At 60.0% G+C, this 15,317-nt stretch carries 13 protein-coding genes; 8 read left to right on the top strand and 5 right to left on the bottom strand.

Going from position 1 to position 15,317, the window contains the following annotated elements; all coding sequences use genetic code 11:
- Positions 1-49 precede the first annotated feature (49 nt).
- Positions 50-628, bottom strand: coding sequence for an ACP phosphodiesterase (locus tag ACM6IQ_RS19345; protein WP_414879565.1), 579 nt, complete (start codon positions 626-628; stop codon positions 50-52).
- A gap of 172 nt (positions 629-800) precedes the next feature.
- On the opposite strand from ACM6IQ_RS19345, the gene ACM6IQ_RS19340 reads away from it, so the two are divergent.
- The 4 genes from ACM6IQ_RS19340 to ACM6IQ_RS19325 all read left to right on the top strand — a co-directional run bounded on the left by ACM6IQ_RS19340 (position 801) and on the right by ACM6IQ_RS19325 (position 4,178).
- On the top strand, positions 801-1,103 hold the full coding sequence (locus ACM6IQ_RS19340) for an ArsR/SmtB family transcription factor (protein ID WP_017336854.1): 303 nt from the start codon (positions 801-803) through the stop codon (positions 1,101-1,103).
- A 34-nt stretch (positions 1,104-1,137) separates the two neighbouring features.
- Entirely contained in the window at positions 1,138-2,304 is a 1,167-nt protein-coding gene (locus tag ACM6IQ_RS19335; RefSeq protein WP_017336853.1) for an MFS transporter, read from the top strand.
- A 29-nt stretch (positions 2,305-2,333) separates the two neighbouring features.
- A complete protein-coding gene (locus ACM6IQ_RS19330; protein ID WP_414879564.1) occupies positions 2,334-3,383 on the top strand; it encodes an alkene reductase in 1,050 nt (349 codons plus the stop codon).
- A gap of 147 nt (positions 3,384-3,530) precedes the next feature.
- A complete protein-coding gene (locus tag ACM6IQ_RS19325) occupies positions 3,531-4,178 on the top strand; it encodes a hypothetical protein (RefSeq protein ID WP_414879563.1) in 648 nt (215 codons plus the stop codon).
- 191 nt (positions 4,179-4,369) lie between these two features.
- Here the strand turns inward: ACM6IQ_RS19325 and emhR are convergent, their stop codons facing one another.
- Entirely contained in the window at positions 4,370-5,002 is a 633-nt protein-coding gene (emhR, locus tag ACM6IQ_RS19320) for an efflux system transcriptional repressor EmhR (RefSeq protein WP_017336850.1), read from the bottom strand.
- A 266-nt stretch (positions 5,003-5,268) separates the two neighbouring features.
- Here emhR and emhA point away from each other — a divergent pair, with 266 nt between their 5' ends.
- The 4 genes from emhA (at position 5,269) to ACM6IQ_RS19300 (ending at position 12,647) form a co-directional block, all read left to right on the top strand.
- Positions 5,269-6,426 carry an efflux RND transporter periplasmic adaptor subunit EmhA gene (gene emhA / locus ACM6IQ_RS19315; protein ID WP_017336849.1) on the top strand — a complete coding sequence of 386 codons (1,158 nt, stop codon included), beginning with the start codon at positions 5,269-5,271 and terminating at the stop codon, positions 6,424-6,426.
- Positions 6,427-6,429: 3 nt separating this feature from the next.
- Positions 6,430-9,576: an efflux RND transporter permease subunit EmhB gene (gene emhB, locus ACM6IQ_RS19310; protein WP_414879562.1), complete on the top strand. Its 3,147-nt coding sequence runs from the start codon at positions 6,430-6,432 to the stop codon at positions 9,574-9,576.
- Complete coding sequence (emhC, locus tag ACM6IQ_RS19305; protein ID WP_017336847.1) at positions 9,576-11,036, top strand: efflux RND transporter outer membrane subunit EmhC; 1,461 nt, start codon at positions 9,576-9,578, stop codon at positions 11,034-11,036. Before emhB ends, emhC begins: the two co-directional genes overlap by 1 nt.
- 351 nt (positions 11,037-11,387) lie before the next feature.
- A complete protein-coding gene (locus ACM6IQ_RS19300) occupies positions 11,388-12,647 on the top strand; it encodes an OprD family porin (RefSeq protein WP_017336846.1) in 1,260 nt (419 codons plus the stop codon).
- A gap of 67 nt (positions 12,648-12,714) precedes the next feature.
- Here ACM6IQ_RS19300 and pcaC read toward each other — a convergent pair whose 3' ends face one another.
- The 3 genes from pcaC to ACM6IQ_RS19285 are packed head-to-tail and all read right to left on the bottom strand — an operon-like array spanning position 12,715 to position 15,286.
- Complete coding sequence (pcaC, locus tag ACM6IQ_RS19295) at positions 12,715-13,107, bottom strand: 4-carboxymuconolactone decarboxylase (protein ID WP_017336845.1); 393 nt, start codon at positions 13,105-13,107, stop codon at positions 12,715-12,717.
- 11 nt (positions 13,108-13,118) lie between these two features.
- Entirely contained in the window at positions 13,119-13,910 is a 792-nt protein-coding gene (gene pcaD / locus ACM6IQ_RS19290) for a 3-oxoadipate enol-lactonase (RefSeq protein ID WP_414879561.1), read from the bottom strand.
- Between the two features lie 11 nt (positions 13,911-13,921).
- Positions 13,922-15,286, bottom strand: a complete 1,365-nt coding sequence (locus ACM6IQ_RS19285) for a 3-carboxy-cis,cis-muconate cycloisomerase (RefSeq protein WP_414879560.1) — start codon at positions 15,284-15,286, stop codon at positions 13,922-13,924.
- Positions 15,287-15,317: the final 31 nt, after the last annotated feature.

Below are 15,317 nucleotides of genomic sequence, written 5' to 3'. Positions count from 1 at the left end.
TATCAGTCGACAACTATGTTGGATGACAGACCGCAATCGCGAGCAGGGCTTATTTTGCTGGATGTTTCTGCACAAAGAGCTGAAGTTGAGGGTAGAACAACCGAAAATCCTCGCTCAACGGCTCATACAACACCCGCAACTCCTGCATCGCCGCCGCCAACTCCTCAGGCTTGGTCAGCCGCCGCGAAATCCCCCGCAAAACCTGCTCCAGCACGTCGAACTCCCGGTAAGAACCCAACCAGTCATTTGCCATCATGTGCGGCGCGATCCTTGCCAATCGCTCCGGCAATTGCGGCTCATTGGACAGCACCCGATACACGTCGCTAGTGAACAGCGCCAGTGGCCGGTCGGCATACAGCGTCCAGTCCCGCGCCAGGCAATGGTCAAAAAACACATCGAGCACGATCCCGGCGTAACGCCGGCGGGTCAGGGAAAACCGCGACAGCGCCACATCCACCAAAGGATGGCGGTCGGTAAACACGTCGATGCTGCGATGCAGCTGGATGGCCGCCTCGACCTCCGGGTCGAACTGCCCCTGCAGCCGACCCTTGACGAAATCGCCATACAGACTGCCGAGCAATTGACCGGGACGCTGGCCACCGAGGTGAAGATGTGCGAGATAGTTCATGGGCGCAGCTTAGCATCGCCCAGGCTGGTCTTTACACTCATCGTATCGTTATAACCCGATATACCGATTTACACGGTTATCAGAGCAAAATCATATTGGTATATCGCGAACTAACGATTTAAAGTTCGCCCCATCGCGATATAGCGTTATTCACATCACGAGCCCCCACACCATGAACCTCGACCTCGACGAAATAATAAAAGCCCTGGCACACCCGGTACGGCGAGAAATCCTGCACTGGCTCAAAAACCCGGACGTCGAATTTCCCGATCAGTCTCACAGCAATGAGCACGGTGTCTGCGCCGGTCAGATCGATCAACGCTGCGGCTTGTCGCAGTCCACGGTGTCCGCTCACCTGGCGACCCTGCAACGCGCGGGCCTGATCAGCAGCCGCAAAGTCGGCCAGTGGCACTTTTTCAAACGCAACGAGGAAACCATCCAGGCATTCCTCAGCACCTTCAGCAAAGAGCTCTGACCCTTTACGTCAGTACGCCGATAAGGAATCACCCATGCCCCTCTCGCTCCTCATTCTGGCCCTGAGCGCCTTTGCCATCGGCACCACCGAGTTCGTCATCATGGGCCTGCTGCCCGATGTGGCGGCCGACCTCGGCGTGTCGATCCCCGGTGCCGGCTGGCTGGTGACCGGTTACGCCCTCGGCGTGGCCATCGGTGCGCCGTTCATGGCACTGGCCACCGCGAAGCTGCCACGCAAGGCCGCCCTGGTGGCGTTGATGGGCATCTTCATCATCGGCAATCTGCTCTGCGCCGTGGCCAGTGACTACAACGTACTGATGTTTGCCCGGGTGGTGACTGCCCTCTGCCACGGCGCCTTCTTCGGCATCGGCTCGGTGGTGGCAGCAGGCCTGGTCCCGGCGAACAAACGCGCGTCGGCCGTGGCCCTGATGTTTACCGGCCTGACCCTGGCCAATGTCCTCGGCGTGCCACTGGGCACCGCGCTCGGTCAACACGCCGGCTGGCGCTCGACCTTCTGGGCCGTGACCGTGATCGGCGTAATTGCCCTGATCGGCCTGATCCGCTTCCTGCCAGCCAAGCGCGACGAAGAAAAACTCGACATGCGCGCCGAACTGCGCGCACTCAAAGGCGCCGGCATCTGGCTGTCGTTGAGCATGACGGCATTGTTCGCGGCATCGGTGTTCACCTTGTTCACCTACGTCGCACCGCTGTTGGGCGAAGTGACCGGAGTCTCGCCACGCGGCGTGACCTGGACCCTGATGCTCATCGGCCTGGGCCTGACCGTCGGCAACATCATCGGCGGCAAGCTGGCGGACAAAGGCCTGGCGGCGACGCTGATCGGCGTGTTCATCAGCATGGCGGTGGTCTCCACCGTGTTGACCTGGACCAGCGTTGCACTGATCCCGACCGAAATCACCCTGTTCCTCTGGGCTACCGCGTGCTTCGCCGCCGTGCCAGCCCTGCAAGTGAACGTGGTGACCTACGGCAAGGCTGCACCGAACCTGGTGTCGACCCTGAACATCGGCGCGTTCAACGTCGGCAACGCACTCGGCGCCTGGGTCGGCGGCAGCGTCATCGCCCACGGCTACGGCCTGACCAGCGTACCTCTCGCGGCCGCCGCACTGGCGGTACTCGCCCTGCTGGTGACCCTGATTACTTTCCGTCAGAGCGGTAATCCCGAACTGGCCTCTGCTACCAACTGACTCACTGATACCTCACGAGGGTGCATTTCATGACGACTATTTTCGATCCGATCAAACTGGGCGACCTCGAGTTGGCCAACCGCATCATCATGGCGCCGCTGACCCGCTGCCGCGCCGACGAAGGCCGAGTGCCGAACGCGCTGATGGCCGAGTACTACGTGCAACGTGCCTCGGCCGGCCTGATCCTCAGCGAAGCCACCTCGGTCACGCCGATGGGCGTCGGCTACCCTGATACTCCGGGTATCTGGTCCAACGACCAGGTGCGCGGCTGGGCCAACGTGACCAAAGCGATCCACGGCGCGGGCGGCAAGATCTTCCTGCAACTGTGGCACGTTGGCCGGGTGTCCCACGAGTCGTACCTGAACGGTGAAGCGCCGGTCGCACCGAGCGCCATCCAGCCAAAGGGTCACGTCAGCCTGGTTCGCCCACTGGCCGACTACCCAACGCCGCGTGCTCTGGAAACCGCTGAAATCGCCGATATCGTCGACGCCTATCGCACCGGTGCAGAAAACGCCAAGGCGGCCGGTTTTGACGGCGTGGAAATCCACGGCGCCAACGGTTACCTGCTCGACCAATTCCTGCAAAGCAGCACCAACCAGCGCACCGACAACTACGGCGGCTCCCTGGAAAATCGTGCTCGCCTGTTGCTGGAAGTGACTGACGCAGCGATCGAAGTCTGGGGCGCCGGCCGCGTCGGTGTGCACCTGGCACCGCGCGCCGACTCCCATGACATGGGCGACGACAACCTGGCCGAGACTTTCACCTACGTCGCTCGCGAGCTGGGCAAACGTGGCATTGCGTTCATCTGCTCGCGCGAAAAAGAAGCCGGCGACAGCCTTGGCCCACAATTGAAAGAAGCCTTCGGCGGCCCCTACATCGTCAACGAACGCTTCACCAAGGACAGCGCCAACGCCTGGCTGGCCAGTGGCAAGGCTGACGCGGTCGCCTTCGGCGTGCCGTTCATTGCCAACCCGGACTTGCCTGCACGTTTGAAGGCCGATGCACCGCTGAACGAAGCACGTCCGGAATTGTTTTATGCCAAAGGTCCGGTGGGTTACATCGACTATCCAATGATGTAAGTCCTGCCTGTATAAAAAAGCCCCGGGTAGAAATACCTGGGGTTTTTTATTTAATAACGCTCAACTCATGAAACAACCTCTTCATTGCAGCAGAACTTAGAGCGAGGTTACTTTCAGCGTCCCCTAATTTGATCGAAAGGAATCGATATGAACGACATCAAACAAACCAGTAACCCACACGAAGACTTGCTATCGTTCTTCAACTACACCTCCATTGGCACACTGTACAACCTGACACCGCTGTTTTTCAGCGAGGAAAATCAGCAGGCACTGGACGAATTGATCGGGGTCGCCAAGGTCGAGTTAATCGACTTTCTTGAAGGGCTTGAGTCAGAGCGTGCGCTGAAACAGAGCATCGAGCTGTGGCGAAATGAAGATAAAAGCACGAAGGCCACTCGCGTGATCGTCAAGCTCATTAACAACACGCCGCACACTTTTAAAATTGCACAAACCAGCCTGCCTTTGCACACATCAGAGCGCCAGTCATTCCAGCTTCCCCCTCGCACAAAAACCGCATTGAAATTCGATTTCGCCTATACGTACGGTTACCCTTGGCCCAAAAATAAAATCATGTTCAATCAGTTCGTTGATTTTATCGATCAGAACGTCGGGGTCCGTTTTGACCTGGGCATGATCATGAACAAATCCTTCGGCGTCATTTCGCCAAGACACAGGGCAACGGTAAAAAATACCGTCACTTCCATTGGCTCATCCAGGATCGATTGTTCAACCAGAATCACCCGCATGGCAGAGGAAGAACCGTTCAGCTTCGAGGTGGAAATCACGCTCGGCTGAAGCAGCGACCATTCGGGATCACTCTCACCTTTTCACATCTGCGACACAAATTTCCTACAAAATACGTAGCTCGCTACCTGTCATCCCGGAGCGCGTCCGTATATAAAAGCACTCCATCACAACAACGCGGGCGAAGTGTTGATCTTCGCCCGCGTCTATTGACAGATTCGGATCCAATTAAGCATTTTGTTTCATTTGCGCAGGCTGGGGCTCAGGCGCAGCATGTCCAACGCTGCATCGACCCAACGCTCGGCTTCGGTATGCAGTTGAAAGCTGTCGGGCGCCAATAGCCATTGATACAAAATGCCATCGATGTAGGCATGCAGACTGATGGCCGCGCGGGCCGTGTCGAGGTTGTCCGGCAACTGCCCCCGATTCACCGCATTACTCAGGGCCAGGCCGATACGCACATTGCAATCGAGGCTGACCTCCCGGCGCTGCTGGCGCAGATCGCACATTTCATCGGTGAATTCGCACTTGTGAAACAAAATCTCATTGATGCGTCGGGTTTTCGGGTCCAGGGCAACTTGATGAAACAAATGAATCAGCAGCTTGCGCATGCAACCCAGTGGGTCGAGTTCATCTTCGCTTTCACTCGCCTTGGCCATTTCATCCAGCGGCTCATGCAATGTATCGAGCATGGCCTGCACCAGATCCGCCTTGTTACTGAAATGCCAGTAGATGGCCCCGCGCGTCACGCCCGCCAGCGTTGCGATGTCCGCCAGCGTGGTGCGTGCTACGCCCCGTTCGTAAAAGGCCTTTTCTGCCGCTTCGAGTATCTGGCTACGGGTTTCCTGAGCTTCCTCTTTGGTACGACGGACCATGGCAGTACAACCTCAATCAGGGTGCTTCAGCGATGCCTGAACAGCCGCTGAATAAAAGTGGGGCGAACGCTCTTGGGTGTCGTCCCCGGCCTACAATTCGAACCTTTGAAACGGCTTTTGTAACGATGTGGGTACGCAGCCAAGGTATTTACAAACAACCATGAACGTAAGTATATTCCTTAGCAAGCTACTTATCCACTCAGCGCACATTTTTTACCCTTACACATTTCTAGTGCGCAATTTGCGCGCCTGACCCGAGGATTTTCATGCAATTCAAGCCAGCTGTTACCGCTCTGGTCACTGCCGTCGCCTTGGCATCGCTGCTCAGCGGATGCAAAAAGGAAGAAGCGGCACCGGCCGCGCCACCCCCTCAGGTCGGCGTTGTAACCTTGCAACCCCAAGCCTTTACCCTGACGTCCGAGCTGCCGGGCCGCACCAGCGCCTATCGCATCGCCGAAGTTCGCCCTCAGGTCAATGGCATCATTCTCAAGCGCCTGTTCAAGGAAGGCGGCGACGTCAAGGCCGGTCAGCAGCTGTATCAGATCGATCCAGCCGTCTATGAAGCCACGTTGAAAAGCGCCGAAGCCAATCTGCAGCAGACCAAATCGATCTCCGATCGCTACAAGCAACTGGTCGACGAACAGGCGGTGAGCCGTCAGGAATACGACACGGCCCTGGCCAACCGGTTGCAATCGGAAGCCGCGCTGCAAAGCGCCCAGATCAATGTGCGCTACACCAAAGTGTACGCGCCACTGTCCGGTCGCATCGGCCGCTCCAACGTGACCGAAGGCGCTCTGGTCACCAGCGGTCAAGCGGACGCCATGGCGGTGATCCAGCAACTCGACCCGATCTACGTCGACGTCACCCAGTCTTCCGTGGAGCTGCTTGAACTGCGCCGCGAACTGGAAAGCGGTCGCCTGCAAAAGGCCGGCGACAACTCGGCCGCGGTCAAGCTGACCCTCGAAGACGGCAGCCAGTACAAGCTGGACGGCAAGCTCGAGTTCTCCGAAGTCTCGGTTGACCAGACCACTGGCTCCGTGACCTTGCGTGCGGTGTTCCCCAACCCGGATCACACCCTGCTGCCTGGCATGTTCGTTCACGCCCAGCTTCAGGCCGGCGTCAACGCCGCCGCCATTCTGGCACCGCAACAAGGCGTGACCCGCGACCTCAAAGGCACCCCGACCGCGCTGGTCGTCGGTCCGGACAACAAGGTCGAACTGCGTCAGCTCAAGGCCAGCCGCACGGTCGGCAGCCAATGGCTGATCGAAGACGGCCTGAAGGCCGGCGACCGCCTGATCACCGAAGGACTGCAATTCGTCAAACCTGGCATTGAAGTCAAGGCCACCGAGGCGACTAACGTTGGCGCAAAGAACCCGGCCCCCGCACAGGCAGCTAGCAAGGCTTCCAGCGGCAAAGGGGAGTAAACCATGTCCAGATTTTTTATCGACCGTCCGATTTTTGCCTGGGTCATAGCCCTGGTGATCATGCTGGTCGGGGCTCTATCGATCCTCAAACTGCCGATCAACCAATACCCGAGCATTGCGCCACCGGCCATTGCAATTCAGGTGACTTACCCAGGCGCGTCCGCACAAACCGTGCAGGACACCGTGGTGCAGGTCATCGAGCAGCAGCTCAACGGTATCGACAACCTGCGTTATGTCTCCTCGGAAAGTAACTCCGACGGCAGCATGACCATCACCGCGACCTTCGAGCAAGGCACCAACTCCGATACCGCGCAGGTCCAGGTCCAGAACAAGCTGAACCTGGCCACCCCGCTGCTGCCGCAAGAAGTGCAGCAACAGGGTATTCGCGTGACCAAGTCAGTGAAGAACTTCCTGCTGGTAATCGGCGTGGTGTCGCGCGACGGCAGCATGACCAAGGACGACCTGTCCAACTACATCGTGTCGAACATGCAGGACCCGATCTCGCGGACCGCCGGTGTCGGTGACTTCCAGGTCTTCGGTTCCCAGTACGCGATGCGTGTCTGGCTCGACCCGGCCAAGCTGAACAACTTCAGCCTGACGCCAGTGGACGTGAAAGCGGCTATCGCGGCGCAGAACATCCAGGTGTCCTCCGGTCAGCTGGGCGGCCTGCCTGCCGCGCCCGGCCAGCAGTTGAACGCCACCATCATCGGCAAGACCCGTCTGCAGACCGCCGAGCAGTTCAACAAGATCCTGCTCAAGGTCAACAAGGACGGTTCGCAAGTGCGTCTGTCCGATGTCGCCGATGTGGGTCTGGGCGGTGAAAACTACAGCATCAACGCTCAGTTCAACGGTGCACCGGCTTCCGGCCTGGCGGTGAAACTGGCCAACGGTGCCAACGCCCTCGACACGGCCAAAGCGCTACGCAACACCATTAACACGCTCAAGCCATTCTTCCCGCAAGGGATGGAAGTGGTGTTCCCGTACGACACCACACCGGTGGTGACCGAATCGATCAAGGGTGTGGTTGAAACCCTGGTCGAAGCGATCGTGCTGGTGTTCCTGGTGATGTTCCTGTTCCTGCAAAACTTCCGCGCCACGGTCATCACCACGATGACGGTGCCGGTGGTATTGCTGGGTACGTTCGGCATCCTCGCGGCGTTCGGTTTCAGCATTAACACCCTGACCATGTTCGGCATGGTGTTGGCCATCGGCCTGCTGGTGGATGACGCCATCGTCGTGGTGGAAAACGTCGAACGGGTCATGAGCGAAGAAGGCCTGTCACCCAAGGAGGCCACCAAGAAATCCATGGGGCAGATCCAGGGTGCATTGGTCGGTATCGCCCTGGTGCTGTCGGCAGTATTGCTGCCGATGGCGTTCTTCAGTGGCTCCACGGGTGTGATCTACAAGCAGTTCTCGATCACCATCGTGTCCGCCATGGCCCTGTCGGTGCTGGTTGCCCTGATCTTCACACCGGCGCTTTGCGCGACCATGCTCAAGGCCATTCCGAAAGGCGAGCACGGCACACCGAAACGCGGCTTCTTCGGCTGGTTCAACCGCAGCTTCGACCGTGGCGTCAAAAGCTACGAACGGGGCGTGGGCAACATGCTGGCGCACAAGGCGCCATACCTGCTGGCCTACCTGATCATTGTCGTCGGCATGATCTGGCTGTTCACCCGTATTCCAACGGCGTTCCTTCCGGAAGAAGACCAGGGCGTTCTGTTTGCCCAAGTGCAGACCCCGGCCGGTTCCAGCGCCCAGCGCACGCAGGTGGTGATCGATGAAATGCGCTCTTACCTGCTGGACAAGGAATCGAGCGCCGTGGCGTCGGTGTTTACCGTTAACGGCTTCAACTTCGCCGGTCGCGGCCAAAGCTCGGGCCTGGCGTTCATCATGCTCAAGCCGTGGGATCAGCGGGATGCGGAAAACAGCGTGTTCAAACTCGCCGCCCGTGCCCAGCAACACTTCTTCACCTTCCGCGATGCCATGGTGTTCGCCTTCGCGCCACCTGCGGTATTGGAGTTGGGTAACGCCACCGGTTTCGATGTGTTCCTGCAAGACCGCGCCGGTATCGGTCACGAGAAGTTGATGGAAGCTCGCAACCAGTTCCTCGGCATGGCGGCACAGAGCAAGGTGCTTTACCAGGTGCGTCCGAACGGACTGAACGACGAGCCGCAATATCAGCTGGAAATCGACGACGAGAAGGCCAGCGCACTGGGCATTACCCTCTCTGACATCAACAGCACCTTGTCGATTGCCTTGGGCAGTAGCTACGTCAACGACTTCATCGACCGTGGTCGGGTGAAGAAAGTCTACGTGCAAGGCCAACCCGATTCGCGGATGAGCCCGGAAGACATCAAGAAATGGTATGTGCGTAACAGCGCAGGCACCATGGTGCCCTTCTCCGCCTTCGCCAAGGGGCAGTGGATCTACGGGGCGCCGAAGCTTTCGCGTTACAACGGCGTAGAAGCGATGGAAATCCTCGGTGCCCCGGCGCCGGGCTACTCCACCGGTGAAGCCATGGCGGAAGTCGAAGCCCTGGCCAAAAAACTGCCGGCCGGTGTCGGTATTTCCTGGACAGGTCTGTCGTACGAAGAACGGCTGTCCGGCTCACAGGCACCGGCGCTTTACGCCCTGTCGCTGCTGATGGTGTTCCTGTGTCTGGCAGCGCTGTACGAAAGCTGGTCGATCCCGATCGCGGTGATGTTGGTGGTGCCGTTGGGGATCATCGGTGCACTGTTGGCCACCAGTCTGCGCGGCCTGTCGAACGACGTTTACTTCCAGGTGGGCCTGTTGACGACGATCGGTCTGGCGGCGAAAAACGCCATCCTGATCGTCGAATTCGCCAAGGAACTGCATGAGCAAGGGCGCAGCCTGCGCGACGCGGCGATCGAAGCCTGCCGCATGCGTTTGCGACCGATCATCATGACCTCGCTCGCTTTCGTCCTCGGCGTGGTGCCACTGGCGATTTCCACTGGTGCCGGTTCAGGCAGCCAACATGCGATCGGAACCGGCGTTATTGGCGGTATGATCACGGCCACGGTTCTGGCGATCTTCTGGGTCCCACTTTTCTTTGTCACCGTGTCGTCGATTGGTCAGCGTAAAACCGCCGATCAGGACGACGCTATTGAACCTTCTAAAGAGGCTGGCTAATGAGCAAGTCGCTACTCTCCATCGCAGTCGCGGCCTTCGTGCTGAGCGGCTGCTCGCTGATACCCGATTATCAGCAGCCTGAAGCACCGGTGGCAGCGCAGTACCCGCAAGGTCCGGCGTATTCGCCGACCCAGGCGCCTGCACAGGCCGCCGCCGAACAGGGCTGGAAGCAGTTTTTCCATGACCCGGCGTTGCAACAGCTGATCCAGGTCGCCCTGGAAAACAACCGTGACCTGCGTGTCGCGGCGCTGAACATCGATGCGTTCGCGGCGCAGTACCGCATCCAGCGTGCGGACCTGTTCCCGGCCGTGTCGGCCAATGGCACCGGCAGCCGTCAGCGGGTTCCGGCGGATGCATCGCAGACCGGTCAGGCAGGCATCACCAGTTCCTACTCCGCCACCGTCGGCATCAGCGCTTATGAACTCGACCTGTTCGGTCGGGTTCGCAGCCTGAGCGAAGAAGCGCTGCAGAAGTACTTCGCCACTGAAGAAGGCCGTCGCAGCACGCAAATCAGCCTGGTCGCCAGCGTGGCAAATGCCTACCTGACCTGGCAGGCTGACAAAGAGCTGCGCAAGCTCACTCAAGACACCCTCGGTGCGTTCGAGGAGAGCTACAAGCTCACCTCCCGCAGCAACGAAGTGGGTGTAGCTTCGGCCCTGGATCTGGCTCAGTCGCGTACCTCGGTGGAAAACGCCCGTGCACAACTGGCCCGTTACACGCGTCAGGTTGCCCAGGATGAAAACAGCCTGGTGCTGCTGCTCGGCACTGGCATCCCGGCCAATCTGCGAGAAGCCAAGCCGCTGTCTGACGACCTGCTGAGCGACGTACCGCCCGGCCTGCCGTCGGACTTGCTGCAACGTCGTCCGGACATCCTTCAGGCCGAATACAACCTGAAAGCGGCCAACGCCAACATCGGCGCGGCACGGGCGGCGTTCTTCCCGAGCATCAGCCTGACCGCCAACGCCGGTACCCTGAGCCCTGATCTCTCCGGCCTGTTCAAGGGTGGTTCGGGTACGTGGTTGTTCCAGCCGCAAATCAATCTGCCGATCTTCAACGCCGGCAGCCTGCGCGCCAGCCTGGATTACTCGAAAATCCAGAAAGACATCGGCGTGGCGAACTACGAGAAGTCCATTCAAACGGCCTTCCAGGAAGTCGCCGACGGCCTGGCCGCCCGCCAGACCTACACCGAGCAGTTGCAGGCCCAGCGTGATTTCGTCACCGCCAACCAGGACTACTACCGTCTGGCCGAGCGTCGTTATCGCATTGGCGTCGACAGCAACCTGACCTTCCTCGATGCCCAGCGTCAGCTGTTCAGTGCCCAACAGGCGCTGATCACCGATCGCCTGGCGCAACTGACCAGCGCCGTGAATCTGTACAAGGCACTGGGCGGTGGCTGGAATGAGCAGACGGCGAAAGTCGAGCCACTGAAAGAAGAAGCGCCGAAGCTGAAATTGTTCTGATCACGCCGTAAATAAGAAGCCCACCTTTTGGTGGGCTTTTTGTTGGCTGCGGGAAAGGGTGTGCCGACCACATTGGCCGCGATGAGCCGGCGCAAACAACACCAATTCCCCAGCCCAATCTTGCGTTCGATAACCGCCCAAAACCCGCTTTCCCCGATTGAACCATCCAGTTCATTCCCCGCACCATTCGCCTCACAAAACCAATAACAACAGGTTCTACACCATGCCCCCGCGCCCTGCCCTGTCCGGCTGATCTCGTCCCGTTCCATTCGAATCCGAAGCTTTTGTCTGCAACCCGTCGGTTGCGGCATCAACCCGTTTCATCCCCAAGAATCAGAGAGACCCGAGCACATGACCCCTTCCACTGCGCAGTACGTCTTTCCCGGCCTGATCGCCATCGCGCTGACCGGCGCGGCCCTTCCCGCCACGGCCGAAGAGTCAGGTTTTGTCGAAGGTGCCAAGGTCAACCTCAACCTGCGCAACTTCTACATCAACCGCAACTTCACCAACCCGACCAAGGCCCAGGGCAAGGCTGAAGAGTGGACGCAAAGTTTCATCCTCGACGCGAAGTCCGGGTTCACCCAGGGCACCGTTGGGTTCGGCATGGATGTGCTGGGGCTGTACTCGGTGAAGCTCGACGGCGGTAAAGGCACCGGCGGTACGCAACTGCTGCCGCTGGATCACGACGGTCGCCCGGCAGACAGCTTCGGTCGCACCAACGTAGCGTTCAAGGCCAAGCTGTCACAGACCGAAGTGAAGGTCGGCGAATGGATGCCGGTGCTGCCGATCCTGCGTTCGGACGATGGTCGCTCATTGCCGCAAACCTTTCGCGGCGGCCAGATCACGTCGAAGGAGATCAATGGCCTGACGCTCTACGGCGGTCAGTTCCGCCAAAACAGCCCGCGTGACGACAGCAGCATGAGCGATATGTCGATGACCGGCAAAGCGGCGTTCACCTCGGACCGCTTCAACTTCCAGGGCGGCGAATACCTGTTCAACGAAAAGCGCACGCAAATCGGCCTGTGGAACGCCGAGCTCAAGGACATCTACAGCCAGCAATACCTCAACCTGATTCACACCCAACCCATCGGCGACTGGACCCTGGGCGCCAACCTCGGTTTCTTCTACGGCAAGGATGACGGCAGTGCCCGCGCCGGTGATCTGGACAACAAGACCTGGTCAGGGATGTTCTCCGCCAGGTACGGCGGCAACACCTTCTACGTCGGTCTGCAAAAACTCACCGGCGACAGCGCCTGGATGCGGGTCAACGGCACCAGCGGCGGCACCCTGGCCAACGACAGCTACAACGCCAGCTATGACAACGCCCAGGAAAAATCCTGGCAGGTGCGTCATGACTACAACTTCGTCGCGCTCGGCATTCCCGGCCTGACCCTGATGAACCGCTACATCAGCGGCGACAACGTCCACACCGGCACCGTCACCGACGGCAAGGAATGGGGACGCGAAAGTGAACTGGGCTACACCGTGCAGAGCGGCGTGCTGAAGGACCTGAACGTCAAATGGCGCAACTCGACCATACGCCGCGACTACAGCAACAACGAGTTCGATGAGAACCGGTTGATCGTCAGCTATCCGATCAGCCTTTTGTAAACCTCACCATCGCCATCGCGGGCAAGCCCGCGATGGCGTCAGATCAAACACCCCACATCGCGAGGAGTCACTCCCGCGATTCAACCCCCAACTCATCCCAAACCGACTCCGCCAGGTGGAACGTCGCATTCGCCGCCGGGATGCCACAGTAGATCGCGCTCTGCATGATCACTTCCTTGATCTCGCCGCGGGTCACGCCGTTGTTGGCGGCGGCGCGCAAGTGCAACTTGAGTTCCTCATTGCGGTTCATGCCGATCAGCATGGCCAGGGTGATCAGGCTGCGGGTGTGCCGTGGCAGGCCCGGACGCGTCCAGATGTCGCCCCAGGCGTGGCGGGTGATCATTTCCTGAAACTCCGAGTTGAACTCGGTCAGCGCGTTCAGGCTGCGGTCGACATGGGCGTCGCCGAGCACGGCACGGCGGACGTTCAGGCCCTCGTCGTAACGTTGTTTCTCGTCCACAACAAATCCCCTCAATCAGCTGACAGAAACGCCAGCACCCGCTTGCTGAACTCAGCACCGGCCTGAACGTTGGACAGGTGTGCGGCGTAGAACTCGGCGTACTCGGCGCCCTGCACGTGTTCCTGGATAAAGTGTCCACCGGATGGCGGCGTTACGGCGTCTTCAGTGCCGGCGATCACCAGCAACGGTACCTTGATCGAGGACAGCTGATCACGGAAATCGGCATCGCGTACCGCCGCACAATTGGCCGCATAACCTTCTGGCGAAGTGGCCGCGAGCATGTCGGTAATTTTCTTCGCCGCCGCAGGATTGGCTTGGGCGAAATCCGCGGTGAACCAACGCGCAATCGACGCATCGCGCAGCGCGACCATGGCCGCCGCGCCATCACGCAGCACGGTTTCGATACGTGGGTTCCAGATCGACGGATCGCCGATTTTCGCCGCGGTGTTGCACACCACCAGCTTGTTCAATCGATCACCGGCATGGATGCCCAGCCACTGGCCGATCAGCCCTCCCATCGACAGGCCGCAGAAATGCGCTTTTTCGATGTGCAACGCATCCAGCAACGCGAGCACGTCACGGCCCAGTTGCTCGATGGTGTACGGCCCCGGTGTGACCAGCGATTTGCCGTGCCCGCGCGTGTCGAAACGCAGCACCCGGAAATGCTCGGTGAATGCCGCCATCTGCGCGTCCCACATGTGCAGGTCGGTGCCCAGCGAGTTGGACAGCACCAGCACCGGCGCGTTTTCAGGTCCGTCGAGTTGGTAATTCAGTTCGCCCTCGGCGAGTTGTACGAAAGCCACAGCAATCTCCTTCAGGCAGTCAACGCAGAATGTTCAGCCACCGCTCGCTCGACCCATGTACGGGATTGACCGAGGTAGTGGGCGGGATCCAGCAGATCATCGAGTTCAGCAGGTGAGAGTTCGGCGGTCACTTGCGGCTCGTCGCCGAGGACCGCACGCAATTGCCGTTGCTCGGCCACGGCACGTTTGCAGCAGTGTTCCAACAGATGGTGTGCGGTGTCGCGGCCGACCCGTTGCGCAAGGACGATGCTCACCGCTTCGGCCAACACCAGGCCCTGGGTCAGGTCGAGGTTGCGGGCCATGCGTTCGACGTCCACTTCCAGTCCGTCCGCCACCAGCAACGCTTGTTTGAGGCTGCCGGACACCAGGCAGCAAATCTCCGGCAGGGTTTCCCACTCGGCATGCCACAGGCCCAGACTGCGCTCATGTTCTTGCGGCATCGCGCTGAACAGGGTCGAGAGCAAACCGGGCACGCGCGTAGCGGCACCGATCAGCACCGCAGCTCCCACCGGGTTGCGTTTATGCGGCATGGTCGAAGAGCCGCCCTTGCCCGGCGCCGACGGTTCGAACACTTCGCCCGCTTCGGTCTGCATCAACAGGCTGATGTCGCGGCCGAGTTTGCCGAGGCTGCCGGCGATCAATCCCAGTACCGAAGCGAACTCCACCAGACGATCGCGCTGGGTGTGCCAGGGCTGGTCGGGCAAGGTCAGTTGCAGTTCCCCGGCCAGCGCTTCGGCAATCGGCATCGCCTGTGAGCCGAGGGCCGCGAGGGTTCCGGAGGCGCCGCCGAATTGCAGCACCAGCAAACGCGGTTTGAGCGCTTGCAGGCGTTGCCGGTTGCGGGTGACCGCGCCCAGCCAACCGGCGATTTTCATGCCCAGGGTGACCGGTGTCGCATGTTGCAACCAGGTGCGCCCGGCCAGCGGCGTGGCGACGAAGCGTAACGCTTGGGTCGCCAACGTTTCGCCCAGTTGTGCCAGATCGCCTTCAATCAGTTCCAGCGCCCGGCGCAGTTGCAACACCAGGCCAGTGTCCATTACGTCCTGACTGGTCGCGCCCAGATGCACATAGCGCTCGGCTTCGGCGTCGGTGGTTGCGATCTGCTTGCCCAACGCTTTCACCAGCGGAATCGCCGAATTGCCGGCCGTGGCAATCGCCTCGCCGAGGGCCGCGAAATCAAAATGTTCGGCGCGGCAGGCGGCTTCGATAGACGCCACAGCCGTCTGCGGAATCAAGCCAACCTTCGCCTCGGCCCGAGCCAGCGCCGCTTCGAAATCGAGCATGGCCTGAACCCGGCCCTGATCGCAAAACACCTCACGCATATCGCGGGCAGTGAAATAGGCATCGAACAATTGATTGCCCGGTCGCTGGTTCATAAACAGTCCCTGAAGGCGTGGGCCGGTGCGG

This window comes from Pseudomonas sp. IT-P100, assembly GCF_949767185.1.
Lineage (GTDB): Bacteria > Pseudomonadota > Gammaproteobacteria > Pseudomonadales > Pseudomonadaceae > Aquipseudomonas > Aquipseudomonas fluorescens_B.
This window is presented reverse-complemented; position numbering and strand designations above follow the sequence as displayed.

Coding starts and splice junctions, on each gene's coding strand:
- ACM6IQ_RS19345 (WP_414879565.1), bottom strand. CDS start 628: ATGAACTATCTCGCACATCTTCACCTCGGTGGCCAGCGTCCCGGTCAA.
- ACM6IQ_RS19340 (WP_017336854.1), top strand. CDS start 801: ATGAACCTCGACCTCGACGAAATAATAAAAGCCCTGGCACACCCGGTA.
- ACM6IQ_RS19335 (WP_017336853.1), top strand. CDS start 1,138: ATGCCCCTCTCGCTCCTCATTCTGGCCCTGAGCGCCTTTGCCATCGGC.
- ACM6IQ_RS19330 (WP_414879564.1), top strand. CDS start 2,334: ATGACGACTATTTTCGATCCGATCAAACTGGGCGACCTCGAGTTGGCC.
- ACM6IQ_RS19325 (WP_414879563.1), top strand. CDS start 3,531: ATGAACGACATCAAACAAACCAGTAACCCACACGAAGACTTGCTATCG.
- emhR (WP_017336850.1), bottom strand. CDS start 5,002: ATGGTCCGTCGTACCAAAGAGGAAGCTCAGGAAACCCGTAGCCAGATA.
- emhA (WP_017336849.1), top strand. CDS start 5,269: ATGCAATTCAAGCCAGCTGTTACCGCTCTGGTCACTGCCGTCGCCTTG.
- emhB (WP_414879562.1), top strand. CDS start 6,430: ATGTCCAGATTTTTTATCGACCGTCCGATTTTTGCCTGGGTCATAGCC.
- emhC (WP_017336847.1), top strand. CDS start 9,576: ATGAGCAAGTCGCTACTCTCCATCGCAGTCGCGGCCTTCGTGCTGAGC.
- ACM6IQ_RS19300 (WP_017336846.1), top strand. CDS start 11,388: ATGACCCCTTCCACTGCGCAGTACGTCTTTCCCGGCCTGATCGCCATC.
- ACM6IQ_RS19285 (WP_414879560.1), bottom strand. CDS start 15,286: ATGAACCAGCGACCGGGCAATCAATTGTTCGATGCCTATTTCACTGCC.